At 72.1% G+C, this 24420-nt stretch carries 27 protein-coding genes and 1 pseudogene; 20 read left to right on the forward strand and 8 right to left on the reverse strand.

The window, feature by feature from the left end:
- The 4 genes and pseudogenes from SGA01_RS42625 to SGA01_RS30605 all read left to right on the forward strand — a co-directional run.
- A pseudogene (locus SGA01_RS42625) lies at positions 1 to 501 on the forward strand (FUSC family protein); the annotation flags it as partial.
- Between the two features lie 102 nt (positions 502 to 603).
- The gene (locus SGA01_RS30595) at positions 604 to 1194 is read left to right on the forward strand and encodes a hypothetical protein (RefSeq protein WP_141300483.1); all 591 of its coding nucleotides are present in this window, start codon (positions 604 to 606) and stop codon (positions 1192 to 1194) included.
- A gap of 254 nt (positions 1195 to 1448) precedes the next feature.
- Positions 1449 to 1931, forward strand: coding sequence for a SigE family RNA polymerase sigma factor (locus SGA01_RS30600; RefSeq protein ID WP_229918256.1), 483 nt, complete (start codon positions 1449 to 1451; stop codon positions 1929 to 1931).
- Complete coding sequence (locus tag SGA01_RS30605) at positions 1928 to 2755, forward strand: hypothetical protein (protein ID WP_174867551.1); 828 nt, start codon at positions 1928 to 1930, stop codon at positions 2753 to 2755. The genes SGA01_RS30600 and SGA01_RS30605 overlap by 4 nt, the downstream gene beginning before the upstream one ends.
- A gap of 13 nt (positions 2756 to 2768) precedes the next feature.
- Here the strand turns inward: SGA01_RS30605 and rpsN are convergent, their stop codons facing one another.
- Entirely contained in the window at positions 2769 to 3074 is a 306-nt protein-coding gene (rpsN, locus tag SGA01_RS30610; RefSeq protein ID WP_055642755.1) for a 30S ribosomal protein S14, read from the reverse strand.
- The gene (gene rpmB, locus SGA01_RS30615; RefSeq protein WP_141300485.1) at positions 3074 to 3310 is read right to left on the reverse strand and encodes a 50S ribosomal protein L28; all 237 of its coding nucleotides are present in this window, start codon (positions 3308 to 3310) and stop codon (positions 3074 to 3076) included. The genes rpsN and rpmB overlap by 1 nt, the downstream gene beginning before the upstream one ends.
- A 63-nt stretch (positions 3311 to 3373) precedes the next feature.
- Between rpmB and rpmG the strand changes: the two genes are divergently transcribed.
- The 4 genes from rpmG (at position 3374) to SGA01_RS30635 (ending at position 5384) form a co-directional block, all read left to right on the forward strand.
- Complete coding sequence (rpmG, locus tag SGA01_RS30620; protein WP_141300493.1) at positions 3374 to 3538, forward strand: 50S ribosomal protein L33; 165 nt, start codon at positions 3374 to 3376, stop codon at positions 3536 to 3538.
- An 8-nt stretch (positions 3539 to 3546) separates the two neighbouring features.
- Positions 3547 to 3813: a type B 50S ribosomal protein L31 gene (locus SGA01_RS30625; protein ID WP_141300495.1), complete on the forward strand. Its 267-nt coding sequence runs from the start codon at positions 3547 to 3549 to the stop codon at positions 3811 to 3813.
- Positions 3813 to 4940, forward strand: a complete 1128-nt coding sequence (locus tag SGA01_RS30630; protein ID WP_141300497.1) for a CobW family GTP-binding protein — start codon at positions 3813 to 3815, stop codon at positions 4938 to 4940. Before SGA01_RS30625 ends, SGA01_RS30630 begins: the two co-directional genes overlap by 1 nt.
- 231 nt (positions 4941 to 5171) lie before the next feature.
- Complete coding sequence (locus SGA01_RS30635) at positions 5172 to 5384, forward strand: DUF397 domain-containing protein (RefSeq protein ID WP_030219358.1); 213 nt, start codon at positions 5172 to 5174, stop codon at positions 5382 to 5384.
- A gap of 99 nt (positions 5385 to 5483) precedes the next feature.
- Here SGA01_RS30635 and SGA01_RS30640 read toward each other — a convergent pair whose 3' ends face one another.
- Positions 5484 to 5990: an ATP-binding protein gene (locus SGA01_RS30640; RefSeq protein WP_141300499.1), complete on the reverse strand. Its 507-nt coding sequence runs from the start codon at positions 5988 to 5990 to the stop codon at positions 5484 to 5486.
- A 341-nt stretch (positions 5991 to 6331) separates the two neighbouring features.
- On the opposite strand from SGA01_RS30640, the gene SGA01_RS30645 reads away from it, so the two are divergent.
- The 7 genes from SGA01_RS30645 (at position 6332) to SGA01_RS30675 (ending at position 13214) form a co-directional block, all read left to right on the forward strand.
- Complete coding sequence (locus SGA01_RS30645) at positions 6332 to 7204, forward strand: Sco1979 family transcriptional regulator (RefSeq protein ID WP_141300501.1); 873 nt, start codon at positions 6332 to 6334, stop codon at positions 7202 to 7204.
- A 62-nt stretch (positions 7205 to 7266) separates the two neighbouring features.
- Positions 7267 to 8724, forward strand: a complete 1458-nt coding sequence (locus SGA01_RS30650) for an aldehyde dehydrogenase family protein (protein ID WP_141300503.1) — start codon at positions 7267 to 7269, stop codon at positions 8722 to 8724.
- 125 nt (positions 8725 to 8849) lie between these two features.
- On the forward strand, positions 8850 to 9392 hold the full coding sequence (locus tag SGA01_RS30655) for a DinB family protein (RefSeq protein WP_024758455.1): 543 nt from the start codon (positions 8850 to 8852) through the stop codon (positions 9390 to 9392).
- Positions 9393 to 9432: 40 nt separating this feature from the next.
- Entirely contained in the window at positions 9433 to 10083 is a 651-nt protein-coding gene (locus SGA01_RS30660; RefSeq protein ID WP_141300505.1) for a PadR family transcriptional regulator, read from the forward strand.
- A 92-nt stretch (positions 10084 to 10175) separates the two neighbouring features.
- Positions 10176 to 11132: an ATP-binding cassette domain-containing protein gene (locus SGA01_RS30665; protein ID WP_141300507.1), complete on the forward strand. Its 957-nt coding sequence runs from the start codon at positions 10176 to 10178 to the stop codon at positions 11130 to 11132.
- Positions 11129 to 11893: an ABC transporter permease gene (locus SGA01_RS30670; RefSeq protein WP_141300509.1), complete on the forward strand. Its 765-nt coding sequence runs from the start codon at positions 11129 to 11131 to the stop codon at positions 11891 to 11893. The genes SGA01_RS30665 and SGA01_RS30670 overlap by 4 nt, the downstream gene beginning before the upstream one ends.
- Positions 11894 to 11984: 91 nt before the next feature.
- Positions 11985 to 13214: a beta propeller repeat protein gene (locus SGA01_RS30675; RefSeq protein ID WP_141300510.1), complete on the forward strand. Its 1230-nt coding sequence runs from the start codon at positions 11985 to 11987 to the stop codon at positions 13212 to 13214.
- A 19-nt stretch (positions 13215 to 13233) separates the two neighbouring features.
- Here the strand turns inward: SGA01_RS30675 and gad are convergent, their stop codons facing one another.
- The 3 genes from gad to SGA01_RS30690 all read right to left on the reverse strand — a co-directional run bounded on the left by gad (position 13234) and on the right by SGA01_RS30690 (position 16500).
- On the reverse strand, positions 13234 to 14652 hold the full coding sequence (gene gad, locus SGA01_RS30680) for a glutamate decarboxylase (RefSeq protein WP_141300512.1): 1419 nt from the start codon (positions 14650 to 14652) through the stop codon (positions 13234 to 13236).
- 68 nt (positions 14653 to 14720) lie between these two features.
- Positions 14721 to 16013, reverse strand: coding sequence for an ion channel protein (locus tag SGA01_RS30685; protein WP_141300514.1), 1293 nt, complete (start codon positions 16011 to 16013; stop codon positions 14721 to 14723).
- Positions 16014 to 16131: 118 nt separating this feature from the next.
- Entirely contained in the window at positions 16132 to 16500 is a 369-nt protein-coding gene (locus tag SGA01_RS30690) for a YbjQ family protein (RefSeq protein ID WP_055646205.1), read from the reverse strand.
- A gap of 160 nt (positions 16501 to 16660) precedes the next feature.
- On the opposite strand from SGA01_RS30690, the gene SGA01_RS30695 reads away from it, so the two are divergent.
- Positions 16661 to 17398: a DedA family protein gene (locus SGA01_RS30695; RefSeq protein WP_141300516.1), complete on the forward strand. Its 738-nt coding sequence runs from the start codon at positions 16661 to 16663 to the stop codon at positions 17396 to 17398.
- A 7-nt stretch (positions 17399 to 17405) separates the two neighbouring features.
- Here SGA01_RS30695 and SGA01_RS30700 read toward each other — a convergent pair whose 3' ends face one another.
- Positions 17406 to 19064, reverse strand: coding sequence for a threonine/serine exporter family protein (locus SGA01_RS30700; protein ID WP_141300518.1), 1659 nt, complete (start codon positions 19062 to 19064; stop codon positions 17406 to 17408).
- A gap of 156 nt (positions 19065 to 19220) precedes the next feature.
- Positions 19221 to 19712 (reverse strand): inorganic diphosphatase, encoded by a 492-nt coding sequence (locus tag SGA01_RS30705; protein ID WP_141300520.1) that lies wholly within the window; start codon positions 19710 to 19712, stop codon positions 19221 to 19223.
- A gap of 102 nt (positions 19713 to 19814) precedes the next feature.
- Here SGA01_RS30705 and dacB point away from each other — a divergent pair, with 102 nt between their 5' ends.
- The 4 genes from dacB to hpt all read left to right on the forward strand — a co-directional run bounded on the left by dacB (position 19815) and on the right by hpt (position 24337).
- Positions 19815 to 21305 carry a D-alanyl-D-alanine carboxypeptidase/D-alanyl-D-alanine endopeptidase gene (dacB, locus tag SGA01_RS30710; RefSeq protein WP_141300522.1) on the forward strand — a complete coding sequence of 497 codons (1491 nt, stop codon included), beginning with the start codon at positions 19815 to 19817 and terminating at the stop codon, positions 21303 to 21305.
- A 93-nt stretch (positions 21306 to 21398) separates the two neighbouring features.
- Positions 21399 to 22538 (forward strand): Rv3626c family coenzyme F420 biosynthesis-associated protein, encoded by a 1140-nt coding sequence (locus SGA01_RS30715; protein ID WP_141300524.1) that lies wholly within the window; start codon positions 21399 to 21401, stop codon positions 22536 to 22538.
- 207 nt (positions 22539 to 22745) lie between these two features.
- On the forward strand, positions 22746 to 23756 hold the full coding sequence (tilS, locus tag SGA01_RS30720; RefSeq protein ID WP_141300526.1) for a tRNA lysidine(34) synthetase TilS: 1011 nt from the start codon (positions 22746 to 22748) through the stop codon (positions 23754 to 23756).
- Between the two features lie 41 nt (positions 23757 to 23797).
- Complete coding sequence (gene hpt, locus SGA01_RS30725; RefSeq protein WP_030219931.1) at positions 23798 to 24337, forward strand: hypoxanthine phosphoribosyltransferase; 540 nt, start codon at positions 23798 to 23800, stop codon at positions 24335 to 24337.
- Positions 24338 to 24420 lie beyond the last annotated feature (83 nt).

A 24420-nucleotide genomic window follows, 5' to 3' on the forward strand; every position in this document is an offset into this window, starting at 1 on the left:
CTGGCGGCGTCCGGCCGGTACGCCGCCGCCGTCGCCGCCCGGTACGCCGCACCCGCCGGCCAGTCCTGCCCCGACGTCCGGGAGGCGCTCCTCGCCGCCCGGGCCTCCCGCGTGGCCTGGCAGGAGGCGGTGTCCCGGGCGACCCACGAGCCGGTACGCCACCGGGGGCTCTCGCACGCGACGGCGGAGGAGGCCGGGTACGCCGTGGCGGAGTTCGGCCGGGCGGCGATGCTCCTGGAGGCGCACCTGCCGGACCGCGGCGCCGCGCCGCTGCCCGCCGCCGCGGCCCTCGCGGAGGCCCTGCGCCGGTCGACGGAGCGGGGCGCGAAGGACGTGCGCGAACGGAGGGAGCCGCACTGGGACGACCTCCGGGAGACCGTCGCCACCTGGTCGGCGGACCCGCCGGACCACTTCCTCCTCGAGAACGGCGCCCGGCTGCTCCTCGAAGCCCTGGACGACCTCACGGCGGCACTGGCGCCCGCCACCCCGCAGCGCCGCTAGGGGATGTCTCGGGAAATCCTCGACCCGAATTCCGAGGCTGTGTCATCCGGCTGCGGTCCGAACGGAGTTGAAAGGAGTGGAGACCTCAGGAGGAGCAACCGGATGAAGAAGAAGTACCTGTCGGCCGTCGTCGCCGTGGCGGCGGCGGCGACCCTCGCCGCCCCGGCGTCGGCGACCGCCGAGACGAAGCCCACCGAGACCTTCGCGGCCACCGCCGCCACTGCCACCGTCCAGGCCGCGGAGACGAGGACCACCCCCTCCAAGGCCACCGTCCCGAACACCCCCATCCGCACCGTCCGCCCCGGTGAGCGCGTCGACGCCGGGCAGGGCTGGACGGTGTGGCTGACGAAGCAGGGCAAGTACTGGTCGGGGCCGGACGGTTACGAGAACTTCCGCAGCGTGGTCGACGGCAACATCGACCGGACCCGGCCCGGGGTCAGCCATCAGAGCGAGGGCGGCGAGAGCGGCGTCTTCCACTCCGGCCTCTACTACGGGACCCGTGCCGCGGGCCGCGTCGAACTGACCGACGCGGACGGCCGCAAGACCCTCGCCACCCTCGTCGCGCTGCCGGGCCGCTCCGACTGGGGCGTCTGGTACGTCCACACCGCGCCGACCCAGGGCGGCAGCCCGGCCGTCGCGCTGTACGACCGCTCAGGCAAGCTCCTGGCAGACCTGCCGGCCTGGGACTTCTGAGCGGCCGCACCCATGAACGCGGCGGGGCCCGGCACGGGGCTGGCCCCGCCGCTCTCCACCACCGAACGATCACGAGGTCCGACACCGTGCCGCACGAGCCCGCCGCCGAGGCCGCCGACGCCTCCGTCGAAGCTGCCTCCGCCGATGCCGTGGACGGCGAACACGGCGAACACGGCGAACACGGCGTAGACGGCGACGACGCCGACAACGCAGACGACGGCTTCGCCGCCTTCGCCGTCGCCGCCTGGCCCCGGCTGGTACGCACGGCCCAGCTCCTGACCGGCGACTTCCACGAGGCGGAGGACCTGGTCCAGACGACGCTCGCCAAGGTGTACGGGCGATGGCGGCGCGTCCCCCGGAGCGAGATCGACCTCTACGTGCGCCGGGCCCTCGTCAACAACAACCTCAGCCGCATCCGCCGCAAGCGGGTCGCGCTGCTCCTCACGCCCGTACTGCCCGAGTCGCTCCGGCACACGTACGCGGGACATGCCGAGGCCGTCGAACAGCGCACCGCGCTCCAGGAGGCGTTAGCGGACCTCACGGCCCGCCAGCGCGCGGTGATGGTGCTCCGCTACTGGGAGGACCTGACCGAGCAGGAGATCGCGAGCGTGCTCAACTGCTCGATCGGCACGGTCAAGACGCACGCCAGACGCGGCCTGGCGGCGCTGCGCACCCATCCGCGGATCGCAGCCGCGCCCGTCCCGTACGCCCTCGCCCCGTCCGGAGCCCGCCGATGACCACCCCCGGAACCGCCCCCGGAACCGCCCCCGATCCCGACGCGGGGCCCGAGAACGCCCGCGATCCCCACGCCGCCCCTGCCCCCGCCCCCGACGACGCATCCGACGCCGCGACCCGGGCCGAAGTCGACCGGATCCGTGAGGCGTTCGCGCGAGAGGCCTTCGGCGTCACTCCGAGCCCGGTGCCGCTGGCGGCCGTGCGGCGCGCGGGCCGGTCGTTCCGACGCCGCCGCACGGCGACCTTCTCGGCGCTCTCGGTGCTCGGCGCCGCGACGGTCGTGGCGGCGGTGGTGGTCGGCGTGACGTACACGGCGCCGTCCCCGTCGGCCTCCGCCCCGGTGGCCGCGCCGCCGGCCACCGTCACCCCCCGGGTCCCGTCGCCCACGTCCTCGCCCGAGCCGGCACGGACGCCGACGCCGGTCCGGGTCGTGGCTTCCGGCGAGCGGGTGGACGCGGGCAAGGGATGGAAGATCTGGCTGACGGCCGGGGGCAAGCACTGGACGGATCCGGACGGCATGGAGAACAGCCGCAGCGTCACCGACGGCAACATCGACACGACCACCCCCGGTGTGAGCCACCAGGCCAGTACGTCCCCGGCGGGCGGCTTCCACTCGGGCCTGTACTACGGGACCCGCTCGGTGGGCAGCGTCGAGCTCACGGGACCCAAGGGGCAGAAGACCGTCGCCACCCTGCTCGAACTGCCGGGCCGGCCCGGCTGGGGCGTCTGGTACGCGCACACCGGGCCGAAGGGCTCGGAGGTCTCCGTCGCGGTCTACGACCGCGCGGGCAAGCTCCTCACGGAACTCCCGGGCTTCCCGGGCTGACCGTCGGGTGCCGTCACCACGACGCCTTCCGCACCCCCGGCAGGAAGCCCGCGTGGGCCTGCGCCCTCGTCCGTACCCGGGACAGGCCGAACCTCCGCAGGTGGCCCCGGGGTCTGCCGTCCACCGCGTCCCGGTTCCGCACCCGGGTCGCGCTGGCGTCCCGGGGCTGGCGGCCCAGTTCCCGTACCGCCGCCTCGCGGTCGGCGGCCGGGGTGGAGGGGCGGCGGACGAGCTCCTTCAGCTCGGCCCGCCGTTCGGCGTACCGCGCGACGACCGCCTTCCGGTGCTCGTTGCGTGCGATCTTGCCGCGCTTGGCCATCAGACCTTCTCCCCGCGCGCCCGGATGCGGGCCACGGCGGCCTCGACGCCGATCACGTCGACGGTCTTGATCGCGCGGGCGCTGAGCGTGAGCCGGACGTGCCGGCCCTCGCCGGCGAGCCAGTACCGCTTGCGCTGGATGTTCGGGTCGAAGCGGCGCGAGGTGCGCCGGTGGGAGTGCGAGATCCGGTTGCCGAATCCGGGCTGTGCGCCGGTCAGCTGGCAGTGGGCGGACAAGGGTGACCTACCTCTCCATGGAGACATTGGAAATGGGAACCATTTTCATTTACTCTACACACCATGGCCCGCAACGAACTCCGCCCCGTCGTCAAGCTCCGGTCCACCGCCGGCACCGGATTCACCTACGTCACCCGCAAGAACCGCCGCAACGACCCCGACCGCCTCACCCTGCGCAAGTTCGACCCGGTCGCCCGCCGGCACGTCGACTTCCGAGAGGAGCGCTGAACCACCCCATGAAGCCCGGAATCCACCCCCCGTACGAGCCCGTCGTCTTCCGTGACAAGGCGGGAGGCTTCGCCTTCCTCACCCGGTCCACGCTCACCAGCGACAAGAGCGTCGAGTGGGAGGACGGGCGCACCTACCCCGTCGTCGACGTCGAGATCTCCTCGGCGAGCCACCCCTTCTACACCGGCACCGCGCGCGTCCTGGACACCGCCGGCCGCGTGGAGCGCTTCGAGAAGCGGTACGGGCGTCCCGACGCCCCCGGGGCAGCCCGCTGATGTTCTCCGTCGCCCTGGTCGGAGGCCTGCACTCCGACGCCCGCCGCGCTGCCGTGGACCGGCTCCTGGCCGACGTCCACGGCAGTGTGGCGCTCCACCACGACCTCGCGACGGCCCCGGAGACCGGGACCGTCGCCCGTACCGTCCGGGACGCCACGGGCGTCCTGTCCGCGGGCGAGACACCGCTGGTGAACGACTGCGCCTGCTGCGCCCTGCGCGAGGACCTCGTCCCCGAGCTGGAGCGGCTGCGCGACTCCGGCCTCACCCGGCTCGCGGTCGTCGAGCTCTGGGACTCCGTCGAGCCCAAGGTGATGGCCGAGGTCGTCGCCGCCGCCGGGTTCCGGATCGGCGCCGTCGTCACCGCCGTCGACCCGGCGCTCCTCCTGTCGTACCTCGGCAACGGCGACGACCTCGCCGACGTCGGGCTCGCCGCGGCCGCGACCGACCGGCGCACCGTCGCCGACACCTGGGCGCGCCAGCTGGAGTACGCGCCCGTCCTCGCCGTCGCCGAGAGTCCCGAGGCCGACTCCGAGGACCGGGCCCTGCTCGACCAGCTCCACCCCACCGCCCGGCGGATCCCCGTCGAGGGGGGCGGGCTCGCCGCGGCCGTCTTCGCGGGATTCGACGTGGAGGCCGCTGCTGCCGCCCAGCACCCGGCCTGCGCGCTGCTGCCGCAGGAGGCGGACGAGCACGGCGTCGCCACCTACGTCTGGCGTCACCACCGGCCCTTCCACCCCGAGCGGCTCTACGCCGCGCTGGAGGGCCTGACCTGCGCCGCCGCCCGCAGCCGCGGCCGCTTCTATCTGGCCGACCGGCCCGACACCCTGCTCGCGTGGGAGGCGGCGGGCGGCGCGCTCAGCGTGGAGAGCGCCGGCCCATGGCTGGCCTCGCTGCCCGACGCGGCCTGGGAGCTGGTCCCGCCGGTGCGGCGGGCCGCCGCGGCCCTCGACTGGCACCCGGAGCACGGCGACCGCTGCCAGCACCTGGTCTTCACCTCGCCCGGCCTGGACCGCGACGGTCTGGCCGAGCTCCTCGGCTCCTGTCTGCTCACGGATGCCGAGTACGCCGCGGGGCGCGAGTCCTGGCGGGGGATCGCCTCCGCGTTCGACACGTTTCTGGAGGTCTGACGGCCCGTGCCCGACCGGAGCAAGATCGGGAGTCGTAGGGTGAACGGGAGGGCGCTTGCGCCGTACTCGGCGGTAGCACGCTGAGTCGCGTAGCCGCTACGCCACCCCCCGTGCACGTGCATCTGCTCATGCATTGGCATATGAACACAGCTATGATCCGAGGAAGTTGACACCTGCACCAAGCAACTCGGGGAGCTACCAGTGCATCATGCGCATCGTGCGTACAACGGCATGGCGGCCACGGAGCTGCGAGGCGTCGTGTGGCAGAAGAGCAGGCACAGCAACTCCCAGGGTTCCTGCGTGGAGTTCGCGAAACTTCCGGGGGGAAACGTTGCCGTACGCAATTCGCGCCACCCCGACGGGCCCGCACTCGTCTATACGCCGGCGGAGATAGAGGCGCTCCTGCTCGGCGTCAAGGACGGGGAGTTCGACCACCTCGTGTGAGCCGAGGGCAGGGAGAGCCGTCCCGGCGGCGGCATGAAGGAAGGGCCCCGGCGGTATCCGCCGGGGCCCTTCCTTCATGCGTACGGATACCGCCCGCAGCTACTGCTGCTGCTCCGGGCCGACCCGGAACAGCGCCCACACGACCTTGCCCCGGAGCGTCCCGGCGAGCGGGTGCCAGCCCCAGCTGTCGCTGAACGCCTCGACCAGGAACAGCCCGCGCCCCGACTCCGCGGCGAAGTCCTCCTCGCTGCAGCGTGCCTCCGGGCTCTCCCCGCTCGGGTCGCGCACGGCGCACACGAGGCGCGAGGCCCAGCGCATGAGGTGCAGCCTCACGGGCGGGTTCTGGCCGTCTTCCTGGGGCGCGTCGGCCGGCACCGCGTGTCGCAGCGCGTTGGTGACGAGCTCGGAGACGACCAGGGCCACGTCGTCGAAGCGGTCGGTCATGTCCCAGCGGTCGAGGGTCGCGCTGGTGAACTTCCGGGCCCCGCGCACGGCTTCGTACCGGGCGGGCAGGGCGCAGGAGGCGGAGGTGGAGACGGCGCCGGGATCGATCGGCGGAAGGCCCTGCCGTAACGGCTCGAGCACGGTCGATCCATTCGTCCCCATGCGAGGCACTCCCGGGAATCGCGACTGTGGTGCGACAACACGACAACACGAACGAGTACGCGGCTGCGCGGGGTCCATGGTTCCGAATGCGCCCACTGGATGCAAGGGCAGATGCACGTGCACGCGCCGGACCTGTCCGTGCCTGTGGCGAATCTGTGCATATCTTCTGCGGGTTGACGGGCGAATCGGCGCGCTTACGCCCCCTCGTGCGCCCCCGTTCGTCGAGCAGGTGCCCGGAAGTCGCCCTCTTTCCGTAATCGAATGTGTACGCGCTGAAGCGTTTGGTGGCAGAATCCGGGGCTCGACGGGGGCTCGACACCGTAAAGGGGAGGCTGAGAGCCGTGACCGCAGGCGAATCCGGTGGAGCGAGCGGGAGTGTGGTCCGGCGCATCCTGCTGGGCTCCCAGCTGAGGAGGTTGCGCGAGTCGCGCGGTATCACCCGCGAGGCGGCCGGCTACTCGATCCGCGCGTCCGAATCCAAGATCAGCCGTATGGAGTTGGGGCGGGTGAGCTTCAAGGCCAGAGACATCGAGGATCTGCTCACGCTCTACGGAGTCGGCGACGAGACCGAGCGCGGCTCGCTCCTCGGGCTCGCCCGCGAGGCCAACGTCACCGGCTGGTGGCACAGCTTCGGCGACGTCCTGCCCGGCTGGTTCCCCACCTACATCGGCCTGGAGGGCGCGGCCTCCCTCATCCGCGTCTACGAAGTCCAGTTCATCCACGGCCTGTTGCAGACCGAGGCGTACGCCCAGGCGGTCGTCACCCGCGGCATGCCCGAGGCGCCGCGTGCCGAGATCGACCGCCGTGTCGCCCTCCGCCTGGAGCGCCAGAAGGTCCTCGTCTCCGAGCGGGCCCCGCAGTTCCACGCCGTCCTCGACGAGGCCGCGCTGCGCCGTCCGTACGGCGACCGTGCCGTCATGCGGGGGCAGTTGAAGCATCTGATCGAGATCTCCGAGCACCCCGGGGTCACGCTCCAGGTCATGCCCTTCAGCTTCGGCGGCCACGCCGGCGAGAGCGGCGCCTTCACGATGCTGAGCTTCCCCGAGTCCGACCTCTCCGACATCGTCTACCTGGAGCAGCTGACCAGCGCCCTCTACGTCGACAAGCGCGAGGAGGTCGCCCAGTACCAGCGCGTGATGGAGCGCCTCCAGAAGGACAGTCCGGATCCGGCCGAAAGCCGGGACCTTCTCCGTGGCCTTCTTCAACTCTCGTGACACATCAGTACGATGACGCCACATCAGTCTGATCACGGGTAGCGGTTAGAGGGGTCTCCACCATGTCGCACTTCACCGACCTGGCCCACCAGTACATCGACGGCGAGTGGAAGCCGGGCAGCGGCTCGTGGGACATCATCGACTTCAATCCGTACACGGGGGAGAAGCTCGCGTCGATCACCGTCGCGACCGCCGGTGAGGTCGACCGCGCCTACCGGGCGGCCGAGCGCGCGCAGGTCGAGTGGGCCGCGACCAACCCGTACACGCGCCGGCTCGTCTTCGAGCGGGCGCTGCGGATCGTCGAGGACCGTGAGGCGGAGATCGCCGAGACGATCGTCGCCGAGCTCGGCGGCACCCGCCTCAAGGCGGCCTTCGAGCTGCACCTCGCCAAGGAGTTCCTGCGCGAGGCCGTGCAGCTGGCGCTGCGTCCCGAGGGCCGCATCCTGCCCTCCCCGGTCGACGGCAAGGAGAACCGCGTCTACCGCCTCCCGGTCGGTGTCGTCGGCGTCATCTCCCCGTTCAACTTCCCCTTCCTCCTCTCGATCAAGTCGGTGGCGCCCGCGCTCGCCCTCGGCAACGCGGTCGTCCTCAAGCCCCACCAGAACACCCCGATCTGCGGTGGCACCCTCGTCGCCAAGGTCCTGGAGGAGGCCGGCCTCCCGAAGGGCCTGCTGAACGTCGTCGTCACCGACATCGCCGAGATCGGCGACGCGCTCCTCACCCACCCCGTCCCGAAGGTCATCTCCTTCACCGGCTCCGACAGGGTCGGCCGGCACGTCGCCACGGTCTGCGCGCAGAACTTCAAGCACGCCGTCCTCGAACTCGGCGGCAACAGCGCCCTGATCGTCCTCGACGACGCCGACATCGACTACGCGGTGGACGCGGCCGTCTTCAGCCGCTTCGTGCACCAGGGCCAGGTCTGCATGGCCGCCAACCGCATCCTGGTGGACAGCCGCCTGGAGGCGGAGTTCACCGAGAAGTTCGTGGCGAAGGTGAAGACGCTCCGCGTCGGCGACCCCGCCGACCCCGCCACCCACATCGGTCCGCTGATCAACTCCCAGCAGGCGGAGGCCGTCTCCTCGCTCGTCGACCAGACCGTCGCGGCCGGCGCGACGGCGCTGCTGCACGGCTCGGCCGACGGGAACGTCGTCTCCCCGTCCGTCCTGACCGGCATCCCTGCCGACTCGCCCGTGCTGAGCCAGGAGATCTTCGGCCCGGTCGCGCTCATCGTCCCCTTCGACGGCGAGGAGGAGGCCGTGCGGATCGCCAACGACACCCCGTACGGGCTGAGCGGCGCCGTCCACACCGGGGACGTCGAGCGGGGTGTACGGGTCGCCCAGCGCATCCACACCGGCATGATCCACATCAACGACGGCACCGTGCACGACGAGCCGATCGTGCCCTTCGGCGGCGAGAAGCACTCGGGCATCGGGCGGCTCAACGGCGACGCGATGGTGGACGCCTTCACCACCCAGAAGTGGATCTCCATCCAGCACGGCCGGAGCCGGTTCCCCTTCTGATTTCTCGTCCAGTGGGCCTCGTTGAGGACAGAAGCTGTCCGCAAGGGCCCGTAACTTGATGGGTGTCGGGAAGGGGCAAGGCCTCCCCGGCACCCATCGGCGTAGTTGTACGGAAGGCGGACCCCATGGTTGCTCTCGTTCCCACCGAGGCCCACGGCGACGAGCGCGGCGCGCTCCTCAACTTCATCGAGGCCCAGCGCGCCGCGATCCGCCGCTCGCTCCTCGGTCTCACCGAGGAGCAGGCGGCGAGCCGTCCCAGCGTCAGTGAGCTGACCCTGTCCGGCCTGCTCAAGCATGTCGCGGAGGTGGAGCTGAACTGGCTCCGCCTCGCGCAGCAGCGGCCCAACGAGAAGCAGCGCACCGAGGAGACCTGGGGCGAGGGCTTCAAGCTCGTCGGGGACGAGACGATCCCGGAGATCATGGAGTTCTGGTCGGGCGTGGCCAAGGAGACCGAGGAGTTCGCCCGCTCGGTGCCGAGCCTGGACGACACCTTCCCGCTGCCGGAGGCGCCGTGGTTCCCGAAGGACGGCCGGGTGTCGGTCCGCTGGATGCTGATGCACCTCGTCCAGGAGGCGGGGCGGCACGCCGGGCACGCGGACGTCATCCGCGAGTCCCTGGACGGCAAGGGCTCCTTCGACCTGATCAAGCAGGAGCAGGGCTGGGGGTGACCCCGTACCCTGGTCAAAATTGACTAGGGAGGTACCGGGGATGTCGGCGATCCGGCTGCTCGTCCTGGGCGCGGTGAAGCAGCACGGCCGCGCCCACGGCTATCAGGTGCGCAACGACCTGGAGTTCTGGGGCGCGCACGAATGGTCCAACGCCAAGCCCGGCTCGATCTATCACGCGCTCAAGCAGATGGCGAAGCAGGGACTGCTGCACGCCCACGAGATCGCGCCGAGCGCGGTCGGCGGGCCGCCGCGCGTCGAGTACGAGCTGACGGAGCAGGGCACGGAGGAGTACTTCACGCTGCTCCGTGAGGCCCTGACCACGTACGACCAGAAGATGGACGTCCTGTCGGCGGGCATCGGCTTCATCGTGGACCTCCCCAGGGTGGAGGCGGCGGAGCTGCTGCGCCGGCGGGTGCGGGCGCTCGACGAGTGGCGCGCGGCGGTCACCGAGTACTACACGCCGGAGGGTGGCCCGGGTCAGCTCGGGCACATCGGCGAGATCATGCACCTGTGGATCCACTCGGCGGACGCCGGCAAGGAGTGGACGCTCGGCCTGATCGAGCGGATCGAGGGCGGGGCGTACGTGTTCGCGGGGGAGGGCGACCCCTTCGTGGGCGTGCTCGCCGAGGGCGAGGAGAACCCGTTCGCGACGGGATCCGGCGATGAGGATCTCGAGGATCCCCGCGGCTAATCAAGCTTGACTAGCCGCCCCGCGGGGGCGTACCTTCCTTCGTCGGTGGCAAGTGGTCAAATTTGACTAAGGCGTTTTCGGGAGGAATCGGAATGGACAGGGAAGCGATCCTCGTGGAGGGCGCACGGAAGCGGTACGGGGAGAAGGACGCCCTCGCCGGGCTCGACCTGACCGTGGGCCGCGGCACCGTCCACGGCCTGCTGGGACCCAACGGCGCGGGAAAGACCACGACCGTACGCATCCTGGCCACGCTCCTGCGCCACGACGAGGGCCTGGTGCGGGTCGCGGGGCACGACGTACGGACCGAGGCGCGGGAGGTGCGCCGGCGGATCGGGCTGCTCGGGCAGCACGCCGCCCTCGACGAGGAACTGGGCGGCCGGCAGAACCTGGAGATGTTCGGCAGGCTCCACCACCTGGGCGCGCGGGGCGCCGGGGCGCGGGCGGACGAGCTCCTGGAGCGCTTCGGCCTCGACGACACCGGCCGCAAACCCGTCAAGCAGTACAGCGGCGGCATGCGACGCCGGCTCGACCTGGCCGCCTCGCTGATCACCGACCCCGAGGTGCTCTTCCTCGACGAGCCGACGACCGGGCTCGACCCGCGCGGCCGCGGCGAGGTGTGGGAGTCGGTGCGCTCCCTGGTCGGCGGGGGCACGACGGTCCTGCTCACGACGCAGTACCTGGAGGAGGCCGACCGGCTCGCCGACCGGATCTCGGTCGTGGACCGCGGGCGGGTCGTCGCCGACGGCACGGCCGACGAGCTCAAGGCGAAGGTCGGTGCCGACCGCATCGACGTGGTCGTACGGGACGCGGCGCGGCTCGACGAGGCGGCCCGGCTGCTGCCGGCGGCGCGGGCGGAGGTGAGCGTGGACGCCGACCGGCGGCTGCTCAGCGCACCTGTGGCGGACCGGATGGCCTCGCTCACCGAGACCGTCCGGGTGCTCGGGGAGGCGGGGATCGAGGCGGAGGACATCGCGCTGCGCAGGCCGACGCTGGACGAGGCCTTCCTGAGGCTCACCGAACGCGAGCAGGAGAAGGAGGTGGCGGCATGAGCGTCGCGTACGTGGTGAGCGACTGCTGGACGATGACCCGCCGCGAGCTGGCCCACTGGGCGCGTCAGCCCGTGCAGGTCCTGGTCGGGCTCGTGTTCCCGGTGATGATGCTGCTGATGTTCGGCTACCTCGTCGGAGGCGGACGGACCGTCGACGGCGACTACGTCGACTACCTGGTGCCCGGGATGCTCGCGCTGACCATGGTCTTCGGGCTCGAAGGCACCATGACGGCCGTGACGCAGGACCTGAACAAGGGCGTGATCGACCGGTTCCGGGCGATGCCGATGACCGACGGGGCCGTCCTCGTCGGGCGGGCCGCCGCCGACATGCTCCAGTCGGCCACCGGGCTGCTCGTGATGGTGGGCGTGGGGTACGCGATCGGCTGGCGGGCGACCGGTGGTGCGGGGAGCACCCTGGGGGCGCTGGGGCTGCTGCTCCTGCTGCGTTTCGCGATGCTGTGGATCGGGATCTTCCTCGCCCTGGTCGCGGGCCGGGCGGAGCTGGTGCAGGCGGTGCAGATCCTGGTCTGGCCCGTCGGCTTCCTCTCCAACGCCTTCGCCTCGCCGGACTCGATGCCGGGCTGGCTCGGCACGGTCGTGGAGTGGAACCCGATGTCGGCGACCGCGACGGCGGTGCGCGAGCTCTTCGGCAATCCGGGCGGCGAACCGGGGCACGTCGTGGCGGCGGTGGTGTGGCCGCTGGTGCTGCTCGCGGTCTTCTTCCCGCTGGCGGTGCGGAGGTTCGGGCGGCTCGGGAAGTAGCCGTGCGGAGGTGGGAACCCGAAGGCGGTGAGCGGTGTATTGAAGGCAGTGGTTCACCGCGAACCGCCCGAGGGGCAAGGGGGATCGTGCGATGCGCAGGCTCGTGGGAGCGGCCGGCGCCGTCGTGGCGCTGGTGTTGGTTGTACTGACGGGGTGTTCGGGCCCGGGCGGGAGCGACGGCCCGCCCGGGGACGGGGCTCCAGGGGGCTCGGGGTCGTCCTCCCCGCGCCCGGCGGGGGTGCTCGGGGCGGCGCCCCGACTGCCCTCGTCGCCGGGGCTGCCCGGCCGGCCGCACGGTCTGGGTCTCGCGCGCGACGGCAGCGGGTTCGCCCTGCTCGCCGAGTGCGTGGGCGACCGGGCGGCGCCGGAGGGCGGCTTCTGCCGGCAGCACGTGGCCGTGCGGGACGCGGGGGCGAAGGAGTGGGTGCTGCGGCGGTCGCCGCTGCCCGAGATACCGCTGACGGCGGGAGTCTCGGCGAATCTGCTGGTCCTCGGGCCGGGCCGGGCGCTCGTCGAGGACGGCGGCGCCGGGCCGGGCGCCCGGACCTGGTTCACGAGGGACGGGGGCAGGAGCTGGCGTGCGGGTGACCGGCGGACGGTCGGCACGACCCCGGAGATACCGGTCGGAGCGGTCCTCACCACCGACTGCCCGGCGCCGGCGGGGGCTTCGCCGGACGACTGCGCGAGGACGCGTGTCGTCGTGGTCTCGCCGCAGGACGGGCGGCGCAGGGCGCTGGCCCGGGTGCCGCTTCTCGGGGCGCACCCGCGGCCGGCGGAGCAGCCGGAGCCCGACGGGTCCTGGTGGGTCTCGGGGACGGATCCGCTCTCGGGGCGTGCGGCGGTCGCCGTCTCCCGGGACGCGGGCCGCAGCTGGTCGGTGAGCCGGCTGCCGAGTCCGGCCACGGGTCCCGGGTGGTACACGGCGGTGGCGGTCGGTCAGGACGCGGTGTACGCAGCGGAGATGGGGGAGCTGACGGGCGGTGATCCCGTCAAGAACCCGATGCGGGCGCTGCACCGCTCCGTGGACGGCGGCCGGACGTGGCAGCGGATGTGGACGACGGGGCCGGAGCGGGAGCCCCGGACGCTGCTGGGGCTGCCGGTCCCCGGCCCCGGTGGCCGGGTGGAGATCGGCGGGGAGCTGGCGGGGTACGCGAGCGGGGACGGCGGGCGCACGTTCGCCCGGCTCGGCGACGGCTCGCACTACACCCGCCGCACCCCGCTGGGACTGCTGCGGGAGTCGGCCCCCTGCCGGTACGCGCTGACGGCGGACGGGGTGCGGTGGTCGGAGTTCCTGCTGGCCTGCGAGGACGAGGACTCCTGAGGGCGGGCCCGGGCCTGGCTCAGTGGTGGAAGGAGGTCGCCGCGGCCTTGTCGTGGGTGAACGGACGGGACTGGCGGCGTAGTTCGGGCAGCAGTCGGCTCAGGTCCTCGATGAGCAGCCCGGCGAGGTCGGCCGAGAAGCCGTTGCGGCAGACGACGCGCAGGACGGACAGGTCCTCGCGGTTGGCGGGGAAGGTGTAGGCGGGGACCAGCCAGCCCTGTTCGCGCAGCCGCCGCGAGATGTCGAAGACGTCGAAGGAGGTGACGTCGGGCGCGGTGGTGAAGGCGAAGACGGGCAGCTGGTTGCCGTGGGTCAGGAGCTGGAAGTCGCCCATGGCCTCGATGCGTTCGGCGAGGCCGCGGGCGACGTCCCGGGAGGTCTGCTGCACCGCCCGGTAGCCCTCCCGGCCGAGCCTCAGGAAGGTGTAGTACTGCGCGACGACCTGGGCGCCCGGCCGGGAGAAGTTGAGGGCGAAGGTGGGCATGTCGCCGCCCAGGTAGTTGACCCGGAAGACGAGCTCCTCGGGGAGTTCGACGGGCGAGCGCCACAGTGCCCAGCCGACGCCCGGGTAGACCAGGCCGTACTTGTGACCGGAGGTGTTGATCGAGGAGACGCGGGGGAGGCGGAAGTCCCAGACCAGATCCTCGTCGAGGAAGGGGGCGACCATGGCGCCGGAGGCTCCGTCGACGTGGACGGGGATGTCGAGGCCGGTGCGTTCCTGGAGGGCGTCCAGGGCGGCGCAGATCTCGGCGACGGGTTCGTAGGAGCCGTCGAAGGTGGAGCCGAGGACGGCGACGACGCCGATGGTGTTCTCGTCGCAGAGGGCGGCGGCGGTCTCGGCGTCGAGGTGGAAGCGGTCGCCCTCCATGGGGACGAGCCGGGGCTCGACCTCCCAGAACTCGCAGAACTTCTCCCAGCAGACCTGGACGTTGACGCCCATCACCAGGTTGGGGCGGGCGCTGGCCGGATAGCGGTCGGCGTTCCGCTTGGTCCAGCGGCGCTTGAGGGCCAGGCCGGCGAGCATGCAGGCCTCGCTGGAGCCGGTGGTGGAGCAGCCGACGGCCGCGGCCGGGTCCGGGGCGTTCCACAGGTCGGCGAGCATGGCGACGCAGCGGCGCTCCAGTTCGGCGGTGCGCGGGTACTCGTCCTTGTCGATCATGTTCTTGTCGCGGCACTCGCTCATCAGGACACCGGCCTGGGGCTCCATCCAGGTGGTGACGAAGGTGGCGAGGTTGAGCCGGGAGTTGCCGTCGAGCATCAGCTCGTCGTGGACGAGCTGGTAGGCGCTCATCGGGGGCAGCGGTCCGTCGGGGAGTTGGTGGCGCGGTGGGGCCTCGGTCATGCCGCCGATCGGGTCGGCCGCCCCGTAGAAGGGGTTGAGCGCGAGCCGGCGTTCGTGCTCGGGCTGGGAGGCGTCGGGACCCTGGTGCAGCGGCATGGGGGACTCCTTCGGTCCGGGTGGGGCGCTTGGGGCGGGGTGCGTGGGGCGTGGTGCGTGGTGCGGGGTCAGTGCAGGGATTTGCCCTCGTGGTCGAGTTCGAGCTGGGGGCGGCCGGTGACGATCAGCCAGGCCGGGAGGGAGGCGACGCAGAGGAGGGCGATGACCGGTGTGGAGGCGGCGAGGGCGGCGCCGGTGAAGAGGCTGATCCAGCCCTGCCGGGTGGTGGCGAGCAGGACGCCGAGGACGGCGGAGGAGACGGCGACGGCGGGTTGGACCTCGGGGACCAGGGCCTGGGCGAGCAGCCCGAAGGCGGAGCCGATGAAGACGGCGGGGAAGATGCGGCCGCCACGGAAGCCGCAGGAGGCGGCGACGAGGAGGGCGAGCAGTTTGACGACGGCCAGCTTGGCGAGCTCGCCGGAGGACCAGCTGCCGACGGAGGCGGCGAGCTCCTTGGTCTCCTCCAGACCCTTGAAGAGGGTCAGTTGCCCGCCGAGGGCGCCGAGGAGGCCGAGGACGAGCCCGCCCAGCGGCAGCATCACCATCGGGTGCCGCAGCCGCTGGAAGGCCCTGTGGACGTAGGGGAAGAGGTAGCAGGCGAAGAGGCCGAAGACCGCGCCGGCGGGGGCGATGACGAGGGCGGCGAGGAGGTCGGTCCAGCCGGGGTCGGTCAGCGGCGGCAGCCCGATGTCGAAGCTGGGCTCGGCGAGCAGCTGGGTGGTCAGCGCCCCGGCTCCGGCGGCGACGAGCGGGGCGAAGATGCGGTCCCAGAGGGAGCCGCGGCCCGGCTGCTGCGACGCCAGGGCCTCGGAGAGGACGAGGGCGGCGGCCACCGGCGTACCGAAGAGGGCGCCGATGGTGGCGGCCGAGGCCAGGGCGACCCAGGCGGCCCCCGGCAGCGAGGGCTGGAGCCGGTGGCCGATCCAGTAGACGAGGGCGATGTTGGCGGCGATGATCGGGTTCTCGGGGCCGAGGCTGACGCCGCCGGCCAGCCCGAGCGCGGTCGCGAGCAGCAGGCTGGGCACCAGTGTCGGGGCCAGCGGAGCGCCGCCGAGGCCCTCGGAGGCCGGGTCGGGTCCGGAGTGTCCCGGCACCTTCCACACGACGAGCCCCACGGCGATACCGGTCGCCGTGAGCATGCTGATCATCCAGAGGGAGGAGTACCGGCCGATGCCGAGCGCGTCCGGCAGGTCCTCCCAGAGCACGACCTGGAACTCCTCGGAGACGTACTCGATCCCGAGGAACATGAGGCTCGCCGCCACACCGACCACGAGCGAGGGCAGGACCTGCGGCAACAGCACCTGAAGTTGCGTCTCCGCGGGGGAGGGTGACGGCGCGGGCGAAGAATGATCAGTGGCCACCGGCCCACCATAAGTGAGCAAATGCCGCACAACATCCCGAAATCCACGCGAGGCGGATCCGTACGGACGTGCTGCCCGGGTCCACGGACGACCCGTGGACCCGGGCGGACCCGCCCGGCTAGGCGCGTGGGGCGATCACCACGGCCGTTCCGTAGGCGCACACCTCCGTGCCCACGTCCGCCGCCTCCGTGACGTCGAAGCGGAACATCAGCACGGCGTTCGCGCCGCGCGACTGGGCCTGCTCCACCAGACGTTCCATCGCCTGGTTCCGGGTCTGCACCAGGGTCTTCGTCAGACCCTTCAGCTCGCCGCCGATCATCGACTTCAGGCCCGCGCCGATCTGGCTGCCCAGATGGCGCGAGCGCACGGTGAGCCCGAAGACCTCACCGATGACCTGTCTGACCTCGAAGCCCGGCACGTCGTTCGTCGTCACGACCAGCACGTCGGGATGCGGCTCCTGGCCGCCTCCGTACTCCTCGATGCCCATCGGCATACACCTCCTGGCCCCCCACCCTCGGGCCCGGGGGCCCGCTCCGCATCCCGTGGGCGCCAGGTGGAACCGGTCGCCTGCCGTCCACGTTGATAGCTTGGGGCGAGCCGTCCCCCCATGCCCCCATGCCCCCACTGACCGCAGGAGCCCGGAACCCGTGAACACGCTTGCCCTCGGACCGAGCTGGCTGGACCCGGACTATCTGATCGGAGAGTTCGGTCTGATCGGTGTCCTCGTCATCGTCTTCGCCGAGTCCGGACTCCTCATCGGCTTCTTCCTGCCCGGCGACTCGCTGCTCTTCACCACCGGGCTGCTCGTCACCACCGAGAAGCTCGACAAGCCGCTGTGGCTGGTGTGCACCCTGATCGTGGCCGCCGCCATCATCGGCGACCAGGTGGGCTACCTGTTCGGCCGAAAGGTGGGCCCGGCCCTCTTCAAGCGACCCGACTCCAAGCTCTTCAAGCAGGAGAACGTCGCGAAGGCGCACGAGTTCTTCGAGAAGCACGGCCCGAAGTCGCTGATCCTGGCCCGCTTCGTCCCCATCGTGCGGACGTTCACGCCGATCATCGCCGGCGTCAGCCGGATGAACTACCGCTCGTTCATCACGTTCAACATCATCGGCGGCGTGCTGTGGGGCGCGGGCGTGACCCTGCTCGGGGCCTCCCTCGGCAAGATCGACTTCGTGCACCAGCACATCGAGATGATCCTCGTCGGGATCGTCCTGATCTCCGTGATCCCGATCGTGATCGAGTTCCTCCGGGCCCGCTCCCAGTCCAAGAAGGCCAAGGCCGAGGGCGAGCACGGAGACCCGAGCGGCCACGGGACCCACGGCGGCCACGACGCCCCCGGCACCCCCAACCCCCCGTCCTCCCGCGGCCGCCACGCCAAGCGCTAGACAGGTTCTAGAAGCCCCTGGTGCGCTTCGCGGCCCTGCGGGCCGCCGCCGCACCGGGGGCCTGCATGAAGAGGCGCGCCAGCTCGCTCCCCAGGTTCACCCCGATGGCGATCGCCAGGGCCAGGGCCGCCGCCTTCGCCAGTGAGGCGAAGCCCTGGTCCAGGTTGTTCTGGGCGATCGCGAGCACCCCGAAGTACGTCGCCGAACCGGGCAGCAGCGGCCCGATCGCCGCCGTCACGTACGGCAGCGACGACGTGTGGTGGTACCGGGCGATCAGCTGCCCGAAGAGCCCCACCAGGCCGGCCGCCACGGCCGTCGCCATCACCGTCGACCCCTCCGCCGTCACCGCGATCGACGCGTAGATCACCCACGCCACCCCGCCGTTCAGCGTCGCGAAGAGCACCGTCGCCCGCGACTGCTGCAACAGGATCGCGAAGGTCGCGCACAGCACCATCGACGCCAGGATCTGCGTCACCGGCCGCTCCACCGCCCGCAGCGCCCCCTCGGGGTTCAGCTGCGCGTCGAACTGCACGGCGACGTACAGCACGGACAGCACGCCCACCACGATCGCGACGAAGAAGTACGCGACCTCCAGGAGCCGGGCCGAGGCCGTGATGTAGAAGCCCGTCAGACCGTCCTGCACGGCCGCCACCAGCGCCCGCCCCGGAATCAGCGCGAACAGACCACCGGTGATCACCGCCGAGGGCCGCAGGTCCGCGTGGAGCAGCGTCAGGAGCACACCCATCGCCGCCGGCGGCATCGCCGCCACCAGGAACTGGTAGAACTCCGGCAGCCCGCGTCCCGCGCACAGCCAGGCCAGCCGGTCGCCGAGCACCGCGCCCAGCGCGGCCACGAAGAAGACCGTCGGCCCGCCGCCGAGCAGCACCGAGGCGGCACCCGCCAGCACTCCCGCCGCCGCCGTGAGGACCCACCCCGGATACGGGTGCCGGTTCCGCCGGATCTCCGCGAGCCTGCGGTACGCCTCCTCGGGCGTCACCTCGTGCGCCCGCGCGTTGATGTCCGCGAGCAGCGTGTACACCGCCGCGAGCCGCGTGTAGTCCGTGCCCCGCCGCCGTACCGTCCGGTTCGCCGTGACCGGGTCGTCCACGAGCGACGGCTGGTACGTGACGGACAGCAGGGTGAAGGTGACCGTCGGCTCGACCCGGTCCAGACCGTACGAGCGGCAGATCGCGAACATCGCCGCCTCGACGTCCTCCGCGCCCTCCCCGCCCGCGAGCAGCAGCTCGCCGATACGCAGGGTCAGGTCGAGGACGCGCGGCACCGAAGGACCGGACTCGTCCTCCTTGCGGGCCGCCTCCGGCACCGGCCGCTCGTGCACCGGCAGCCGCAGCATGGTCCGCATCCGGTCCTGCCACGGCGCGTCCTGCGAGAGCCGCACCATCGGCACCCCGTACGCCGGGGTGAACACCGGCGGCGAGCTCTTCGCCGAGTACGTGGCGGGCGTCGCGAACGCCGAACCCTCCTGCTCCGGCGGCGGCTCCGGGGTCAGACCGGACGGCAGGGAGAACTCGGAGGTCGGATGCTCCTCCTCGGGCGGTGCCGGCTGCTCCACCCCGGCCGGCGGGACGAACGCGCTCCGCGCCTCGTCCGACTGAGGCTTCCGGTCCTCCGGAGCCTCTTCGGGGCCCTCCGGCTCCGCCACCACTCTTTCCGCCTCATCCCCAGGGAATCGTGGATTCCAGTATGAAGGTCCGAAGGTACGAAGGTGCGACAGACGTGCGAAAGGCGGTACACCCGGAGGGGTGCACCGCCTTTCGCACGATCAGAAGATCAGCCCGTCGGGGCCATCAGGACGCGGGGCTCAGTGGCCGCCCTGCTCCTTGGCGCGCGCGTAGGACTTCTCGATCTCTTCCTCGGCCTCGGCGCGACCGACCCAGTCGGCGCCCTCGACCGACTTGCCCGGCTCCAGGTCCTTGTAGACCTCGAAGAAGTGCTGGATCTCCAGGCGGTCGAACTCCGACACGTGGTGGATGTCCCGCAGGTGCTCCATGCGCGGGTCGGTGGCCGGGACGCACAGCAGCTTGTCGTCGCCGCCCGCCTCGTCCGTCATGCGGAACATGCCGATGACGCGGCACTTGATCAGGCAGCCCGGGAACGTGGGCTCGTCGAGGATGACGAGCGCGTCCAGCGGGTCGCCGTCCTCACCGAGGGTGTTCTCGACGTAGCCGTAGTCGGTCGGGTAGGCCGTCGACGTGAAGAGGCGACGGTCCAGACGGATGCGACCGGTCTCGTGGTCGACCTCGTACTTGTTACGCGATCCCTTGGGGATCTCGATGAGAACGTCGAACTCCACGGGTGGCTCCTCCTGAATCAACACAAGTGAATGCTCGCGACGACGCGCGGTGATTAAGTGTCCCTCACGGACGACCGTGATCGCGAAAGGGGCTGGTCAGCAATGCCCGAGCCGAGGCTGTGGCAGCTCACGGCGGGCTCCGCCGCCCTCGGACTGGCCCTGGCCGCCGTGGCGGTGACCGCAGCAGGCCCGTGGGACTCGGGCCAGCGTACGGCCGAGCGGGCCCGCGCCGCCGCCCCCGCGGCAGGTGGCGCACATCACGCCCCGCCCCCGCCCCCCGCCAAGGCCAAGCCCCACCGCCCCGCGCCCGCCCCCAGCGCCCCCGGCGTCCTGCCCGCGCTCCACGCCCCGGCCGCCGCCGGCCGCCCCGCGGCCCGCCCCGCGGACCTCGCCGCCACCCTCGTACCGCTCCTTGCCGACCCCGGCCTCGGCCCGCTCCGCACGGCCTCCGTCGTCGACACCGCCACCGGTACCCAGCTGTACGGCGAAGGCGCCGGCACCCCCATGACGCCCGCCTCCACCGTCAAGATCGCCACCGTCGCGGCCGCGCTCTCCGCCCTCGGCCCCGACCACCGCATCCCCACCACCGTCACCGCCTCCGCCGACGGCCGCACCGTCACCCTCACGGGCGGCGGCGACCCCACCCTCGACCCGGCCCGCCTCGAGCGCCTCGCCGCCGACACCGCCCGCGCCCTCAAGACCCGCGGCCACACCTCCGTACGGCTCGCCTACGACACGAGCCTCTACGAGGGCACCGAGCTCCACCCCATCGGACCCAACGAGAACCTCGCCCCCGTCACCGCCCTCATGACCCGCGAAGGACGCCTCGACACGAGCGGCAGCGGCCCCGCGCCCCGCACCGCCGACCCGGCCGGCGACACCGCCACCGCCTTCGCCGCCCTCCTCACCGACGCCGGCATCAAGGTCACCGGAGCACCGACCAAGGCCACCAAGGCCACCGAGGACACGGGCCGGCCCGCCAAGGCCACCGCCGAAGCCACCACCCCCGGCGCCGGCCCCGCCCCGAAGGCCGCCCCCCTCGCCCGTACGTACTCCGCCCCCCTCGCCGACCTCGCCGAGCGCACCCTCACCCTCAGCGACAACGACCTCGCCGAGGCCCTCGCCCGGCAGACCGCCCTCGCCCACGACCTGCCCGCGAGCTTCGAAGGCGCCGGCCAGGCCGTACGGGACGAACTCGCCGGGCTCGACCTCCCCCTCACCGGCGCCCGCTTCGCCGACGGCAGCGGACTCGACCGCCGCGACCGCGTCTCCGCCGCCCTCCTCACCGCCCTCCTCACCCGCGCGGCCGACCCGGCACACCCCGCCCTCCGCCCCGTCCTCACCGGCCTGCCCGTCGGCGGCTTCACCGGCACCCTCGCCGGCCGCTTCGACACGGCGCCCGCCACCGCCGGCGCCGGACTCGTCCGCGCCAAGACCGGCACCCTCACAGGCGTCAACACCCTCGCCGGGACGGTCGTCACCGCCGACGGACGGCTCCTCGCCTTCGCGTTCCTCGCCGGCCGCACCCTCTCCCCGTACGAGGCACAGCCCGCCCTCGACCGACTCTCCGCCGCCCTCGCCGGCCGGCGCTGAGCACCGACCGACCCACGCCCGACCCGCACCCCACCGACGCCCGACCCGCTCCGAACCCGCACCGATCGGGCGCCGAGACCGTACGGTTGACGCATGACGAGCATCGGTGGCGCAGGCACATCCGGGATGGTCGACTGGAACCTCGCGGTCGCGACCGCGACCCGCCTCGTGCGGCCCGGACCCGAAGTCAGCCGCGACGAGGCCCGCGAGGTCGTCGCCGAACTCCGCAAGCACGCCAAAGCCTCCGAGCAACACGTCCGCGCCTACACCCGGATGCTCCCCGAGGGCGCCGACGTCCACGACACCCCCGTCCTCGTCGTCGACCGCGCCGGCTGGATCAAGGCCAACGTCGCAGGCTTCCGCGAACTCCTCACCCCGCTCCTCGACAAGATGCAGGAACGCCGCGCGACCACCCCCGGAAACGCCGTCCTCGGCGCCGTCGGCGGCAAGGTCACCGGCGTCGAACTCGGCATGCTCCTGTCCTTCCTCGCCTCCCGCATCCTCGGCCAGTACGAGACCTTCGCCCCCGCCACCCGCGAACTCCCCGCCGGCGCCAACGGCGGCGGACGACTCCTCCTCGTCGCGCCCAACATCGTCCACGTCGAACGCGAACTCGACGTCACGCCCCACGACTTCCGGCTCTGGGTCTGCCTCCACGAGGAGACCCACCGCACCCAGTTCACCGCCGTCCCCTGGCTCCGCGACCACCTCCAGGGCGAGATCCAGTCCTTCCTCGCCGCCACCGACGTCGACCCCGGCACCTTCGTCGAACGCCTCCGCGAAGCCGCCCAGGCCCTCGCCGGCGGCCGCCCCGAGGGCGAGGTGGGCGAACCCGCCCCCTCCCTCGTCGAGATCGTCCAGACCCCCGAGCAGCGCGAGATCCTCGGCCGCCTCACCGCCGTCATGTCCCTGCTCGAAGGCCACGCCGACTACGTCATGGACGGCGTCGGACCCGAGGTCGTCCCCTCCGTCGCGGAGATCCGCGAGAAGTTCCAGCAGCGCCGGGCCCGCGGCGCGTCCCGCCTCGACCTCGCCCTGCGCAAGCTCCTCGGCCTCGACGCCAAACTGCGCCAGTACCGCGACGGCGAGCGCTTCGTCCGCGCCGTCGTCGACCAGGTCGGCATGGACGGCTTCAACCGCGTGTGGACCTCCCCCAACACGCTCCCCACCAAGTCCGAGATCGCCGCCCCCGCCGACTGGATCGCGAGGGTGCACCGTAAGGCAGACTCGTGAGACAGGAGCGCCGGACGGCGCAGTGACACGGGAGAACAACCCGCCAATCACCCATCCGAGGGACCCTGGGCATGGGGTGAGGCGTGCAATGCTCGGGTAACGGCCGGGTTTCTGTCACCATCGACGCACTCTGAGTGACCGAACCCCCCTTTCCGACCGTTAAGACTCCGACCGAGGCACCCCACCCCATCACGAAGGGCACCGGACATGGGTCCCCATCCTGCGGTCGCGGCGATACGCCTGGCGGTCCGCCGCGTACTCCACGACGTCCTCACCGACCACACCACCGACCCCACCACCCCGGACGAGCCACTCGTCCTCGTCGCCTGCTCCGGCGGCGCCGACTCGATGGCGCTCGCCTCCGCACTCGCCTTCGAGACCCGCAAACTCCCCGTACGCGCCGGCGGCATCACCGTCGACCACGGCCTCCAGGACGGCTCCGACACCCGGGCCACCGAGGTCGCCGGACGCATGACCGCCCTCGGCCTCACCCCCGTCGAGGCCGTCACCGTCACCGTCGGCCGCGAAGGAGGACCCGAGGCCGCGGCCCGCGACGCGCGCTACGCCGCCCTCGACGCCGCCGCCGAGCGCCACGGCGCCGCCGCGATCCTCCTCGGCCACACCCGCGACGACCAAGCGGAAACCGTCCTCCTCGGCCTCGCCCGCGGCTCCGGCATCCGCTCCCTGTCCGGCATGGCCGCCGTCTCCGGCGCCGCCGGCCGCTACCGGCGACCCTTCCTCCAGCTCGACCGCCAGACGATCCGCAAGGCCTGCATCGCGCAGGAACTCGCCGTCTGGGACGACCCCCACAACAGCGACCCCGCCTACACCCGCTCCCGCCTCCGCCACGAAGGCCTCCCCGCCCTCGAGAAGGCCCTCGGCAAGGGCGTCGTCGAAGCCCTCGCCCGGACGGCCCAGCTCTCCCGGGACGACGCCGACGCCCTCGACACCTGGGCCGCCGACGCCGAGACCGCCGTACGCGACGAGGCGGGCGCCCTAGAGTGCGCCAAGCTCTTCGGCCTGCCCCCCGCCGTACGCCGCCGCGTCCTGCGCCGCGCCGTCATCGCCGAGGGCGCCCCCGCCGGCTCCCTCTTCGCCCGCCACATCGAGGAAGTCGACCGGCTCATCACCGGCTGGCGCGGCCAAGGCGCCATCAACCTGCCCGGTCGCGTCGAAGCCCGCCGTCAGGGTGGCAGACTTGTCATCCGGCAAGGCTGACGCACGCTGCAACGAAAGTGACCCGGGTGAACGAGAAGGACATGGGCACCGACCTCCAGTCGGTGCTCATCACCAAGGAAGAGATCGACGCCAAGCTGGCAGAGCTGGCCGCGAAGATCGACGCGGAATACGCGGGCAAGGACCTGCTCATCGTCGGTGTCCTCAAGGGCGCGGTGATGGTGATGGCGGACCTGGCTCGCGCCCTGTCCACCCCCGTCACCATGGACTGGATGGCCGTCTCCTCCTACGGAGCCGGCACCCAGTCCTCCGGAGTCGTCAGGATCCTCAAGGACCTCGACACCGACATCAAGGGCAAGCACGTCCTGATCGTCGAGGACATCATCGACTCCGGCCTGACCCTGTCCTGGCTGCTGTCGAACCTCGGCTCCCGCGAGCCCGCCTCCCTGGAGGTCTGCACCCTCCTGCGGAAGCCCGAGGCCGCCAAGGTCGCCATCGACGTCAAGTGGATCGGCTTCGACATTCCGAACGAGTTCGTCGTCGGCTACGGCCTCGACTACGCGGAGAAGTACCGGAACCTTCCGTTCGTCGGCACGCTCGCCCCGCACGTCTACGGCGGCTGAACAACCGGCCGGACGGGGAACCCGCACCGCCTTCCCCCCGTTGAACCACGGGAAGGCGGTCGCGGGCGACGATGCTGAGGTAC

Origin of the sequence: Streptomyces gardneri, assembly GCF_006539185.1 — a bacterium.
GTDB classification, from domain to species: domain Bacteria; phylum Actinomycetota; class Actinomycetes; order Streptomycetales; family Streptomycetaceae; genus Streptomyces; species Streptomyces gardneri.

Bases quoted from the DNA above. Each gene is read 5' to 3' on its own strand.
- SGA01_RS30595 (WP_141300483.1), top strand. From the start codon at position 604: ATGAAGAAGAAGTACCTGTCGGCCGTCGTCGCCGTGGCGGCGGCGGCG.
- SGA01_RS30605 (WP_174867551.1), top strand. From the start codon at position 1,928: ATGACCACCCCCGGAACCGCCCCCGGAACCGCCCCCGATCCCGACGCG.
- rpsN (WP_055642755.1), bottom strand. From the start codon at position 3,074: ATGGCCAAGCGCGGCAAGATCGCACGCAACGAGCACCGGAAGGCGGTC.
- rpmG (WP_141300493.1), top strand. From the start codon at position 3,374: ATGGCCCGCAACGAACTCCGCCCCGTCGTCAAGCTCCGGTCCACCGCC.
- SGA01_RS30625 (WP_141300495.1), top strand. From the start codon at position 3,547: ATGAAGCCCGGAATCCACCCCCCGTACGAGCCCGTCGTCTTCCGTGAC.
- SGA01_RS30630 (WP_141300497.1), top strand. From the start codon at position 3,813: ATGTTCTCCGTCGCCCTGGTCGGAGGCCTGCACTCCGACGCCCGCCGC.
- SGA01_RS30635 (WP_030219358.1), top strand. From the start codon at position 5,172: ATGGCGGCCACGGAGCTGCGAGGCGTCGTGTGGCAGAAGAGCAGGCAC.
- SGA01_RS30640 (WP_141300499.1), bottom strand. From the start codon at position 5,990: ATGGGGACGAATGGATCGACCGTGCTCGAGCCGTTACGGCAGGGCCTT.
- SGA01_RS30650 (WP_141300503.1), top strand. From the start codon at position 7,267: ATGTCGCACTTCACCGACCTGGCCCACCAGTACATCGACGGCGAGTGG.
- SGA01_RS30655 (WP_024758455.1), top strand. From the start codon at position 8,850: ATGGTTGCTCTCGTTCCCACCGAGGCCCACGGCGACGAGCGCGGCGCG.
- SGA01_RS30660 (WP_141300505.1), top strand. From the start codon at position 9,433: ATGTCGGCGATCCGGCTGCTCGTCCTGGGCGCGGTGAAGCAGCACGGC.
- SGA01_RS30665 (WP_141300507.1), top strand. From the start codon at position 10,176: ATGGACAGGGAAGCGATCCTCGTGGAGGGCGCACGGAAGCGGTACGGG.
- SGA01_RS30670 (WP_141300509.1), top strand. From the start codon at position 11,129: ATGAGCGTCGCGTACGTGGTGAGCGACTGCTGGACGATGACCCGCCGC.
- SGA01_RS30675 (WP_141300510.1), top strand. From the start codon at position 11,985: ATGCGCAGGCTCGTGGGAGCGGCCGGCGCCGTCGTGGCGCTGGTGTTG.
- gad (WP_141300512.1), bottom strand. From the start codon at position 14,652: ATGCCGCTGCACCAGGGTCCCGACGCCTCCCAGCCCGAGCACGAACGC.
- SGA01_RS30690 (WP_055646205.1), bottom strand. From the start codon at position 16,500: ATGGGCATCGAGGAGTACGGAGGCGGCCAGGAGCCGCATCCCGACGTG.
- dacB (WP_141300522.1), top strand. From the start codon at position 19,815: ATGCCCGAGCCGAGGCTGTGGCAGCTCACGGCGGGCTCCGCCGCCCTC.
- SGA01_RS30715 (WP_141300524.1), top strand. From the start codon at position 21,399: ATGACGAGCATCGGTGGCGCAGGCACATCCGGGATGGTCGACTGGAAC.
- tilS (WP_141300526.1), top strand. From the start codon at position 22,746: ATGGGTCCCCATCCTGCGGTCGCGGCGATACGCCTGGCGGTCCGCCGC.
- hpt (WP_030219931.1), top strand. From the start codon at position 23,798: ATGGGCACCGACCTCCAGTCGGTGCTCATCACCAAGGAAGAGATCGAC.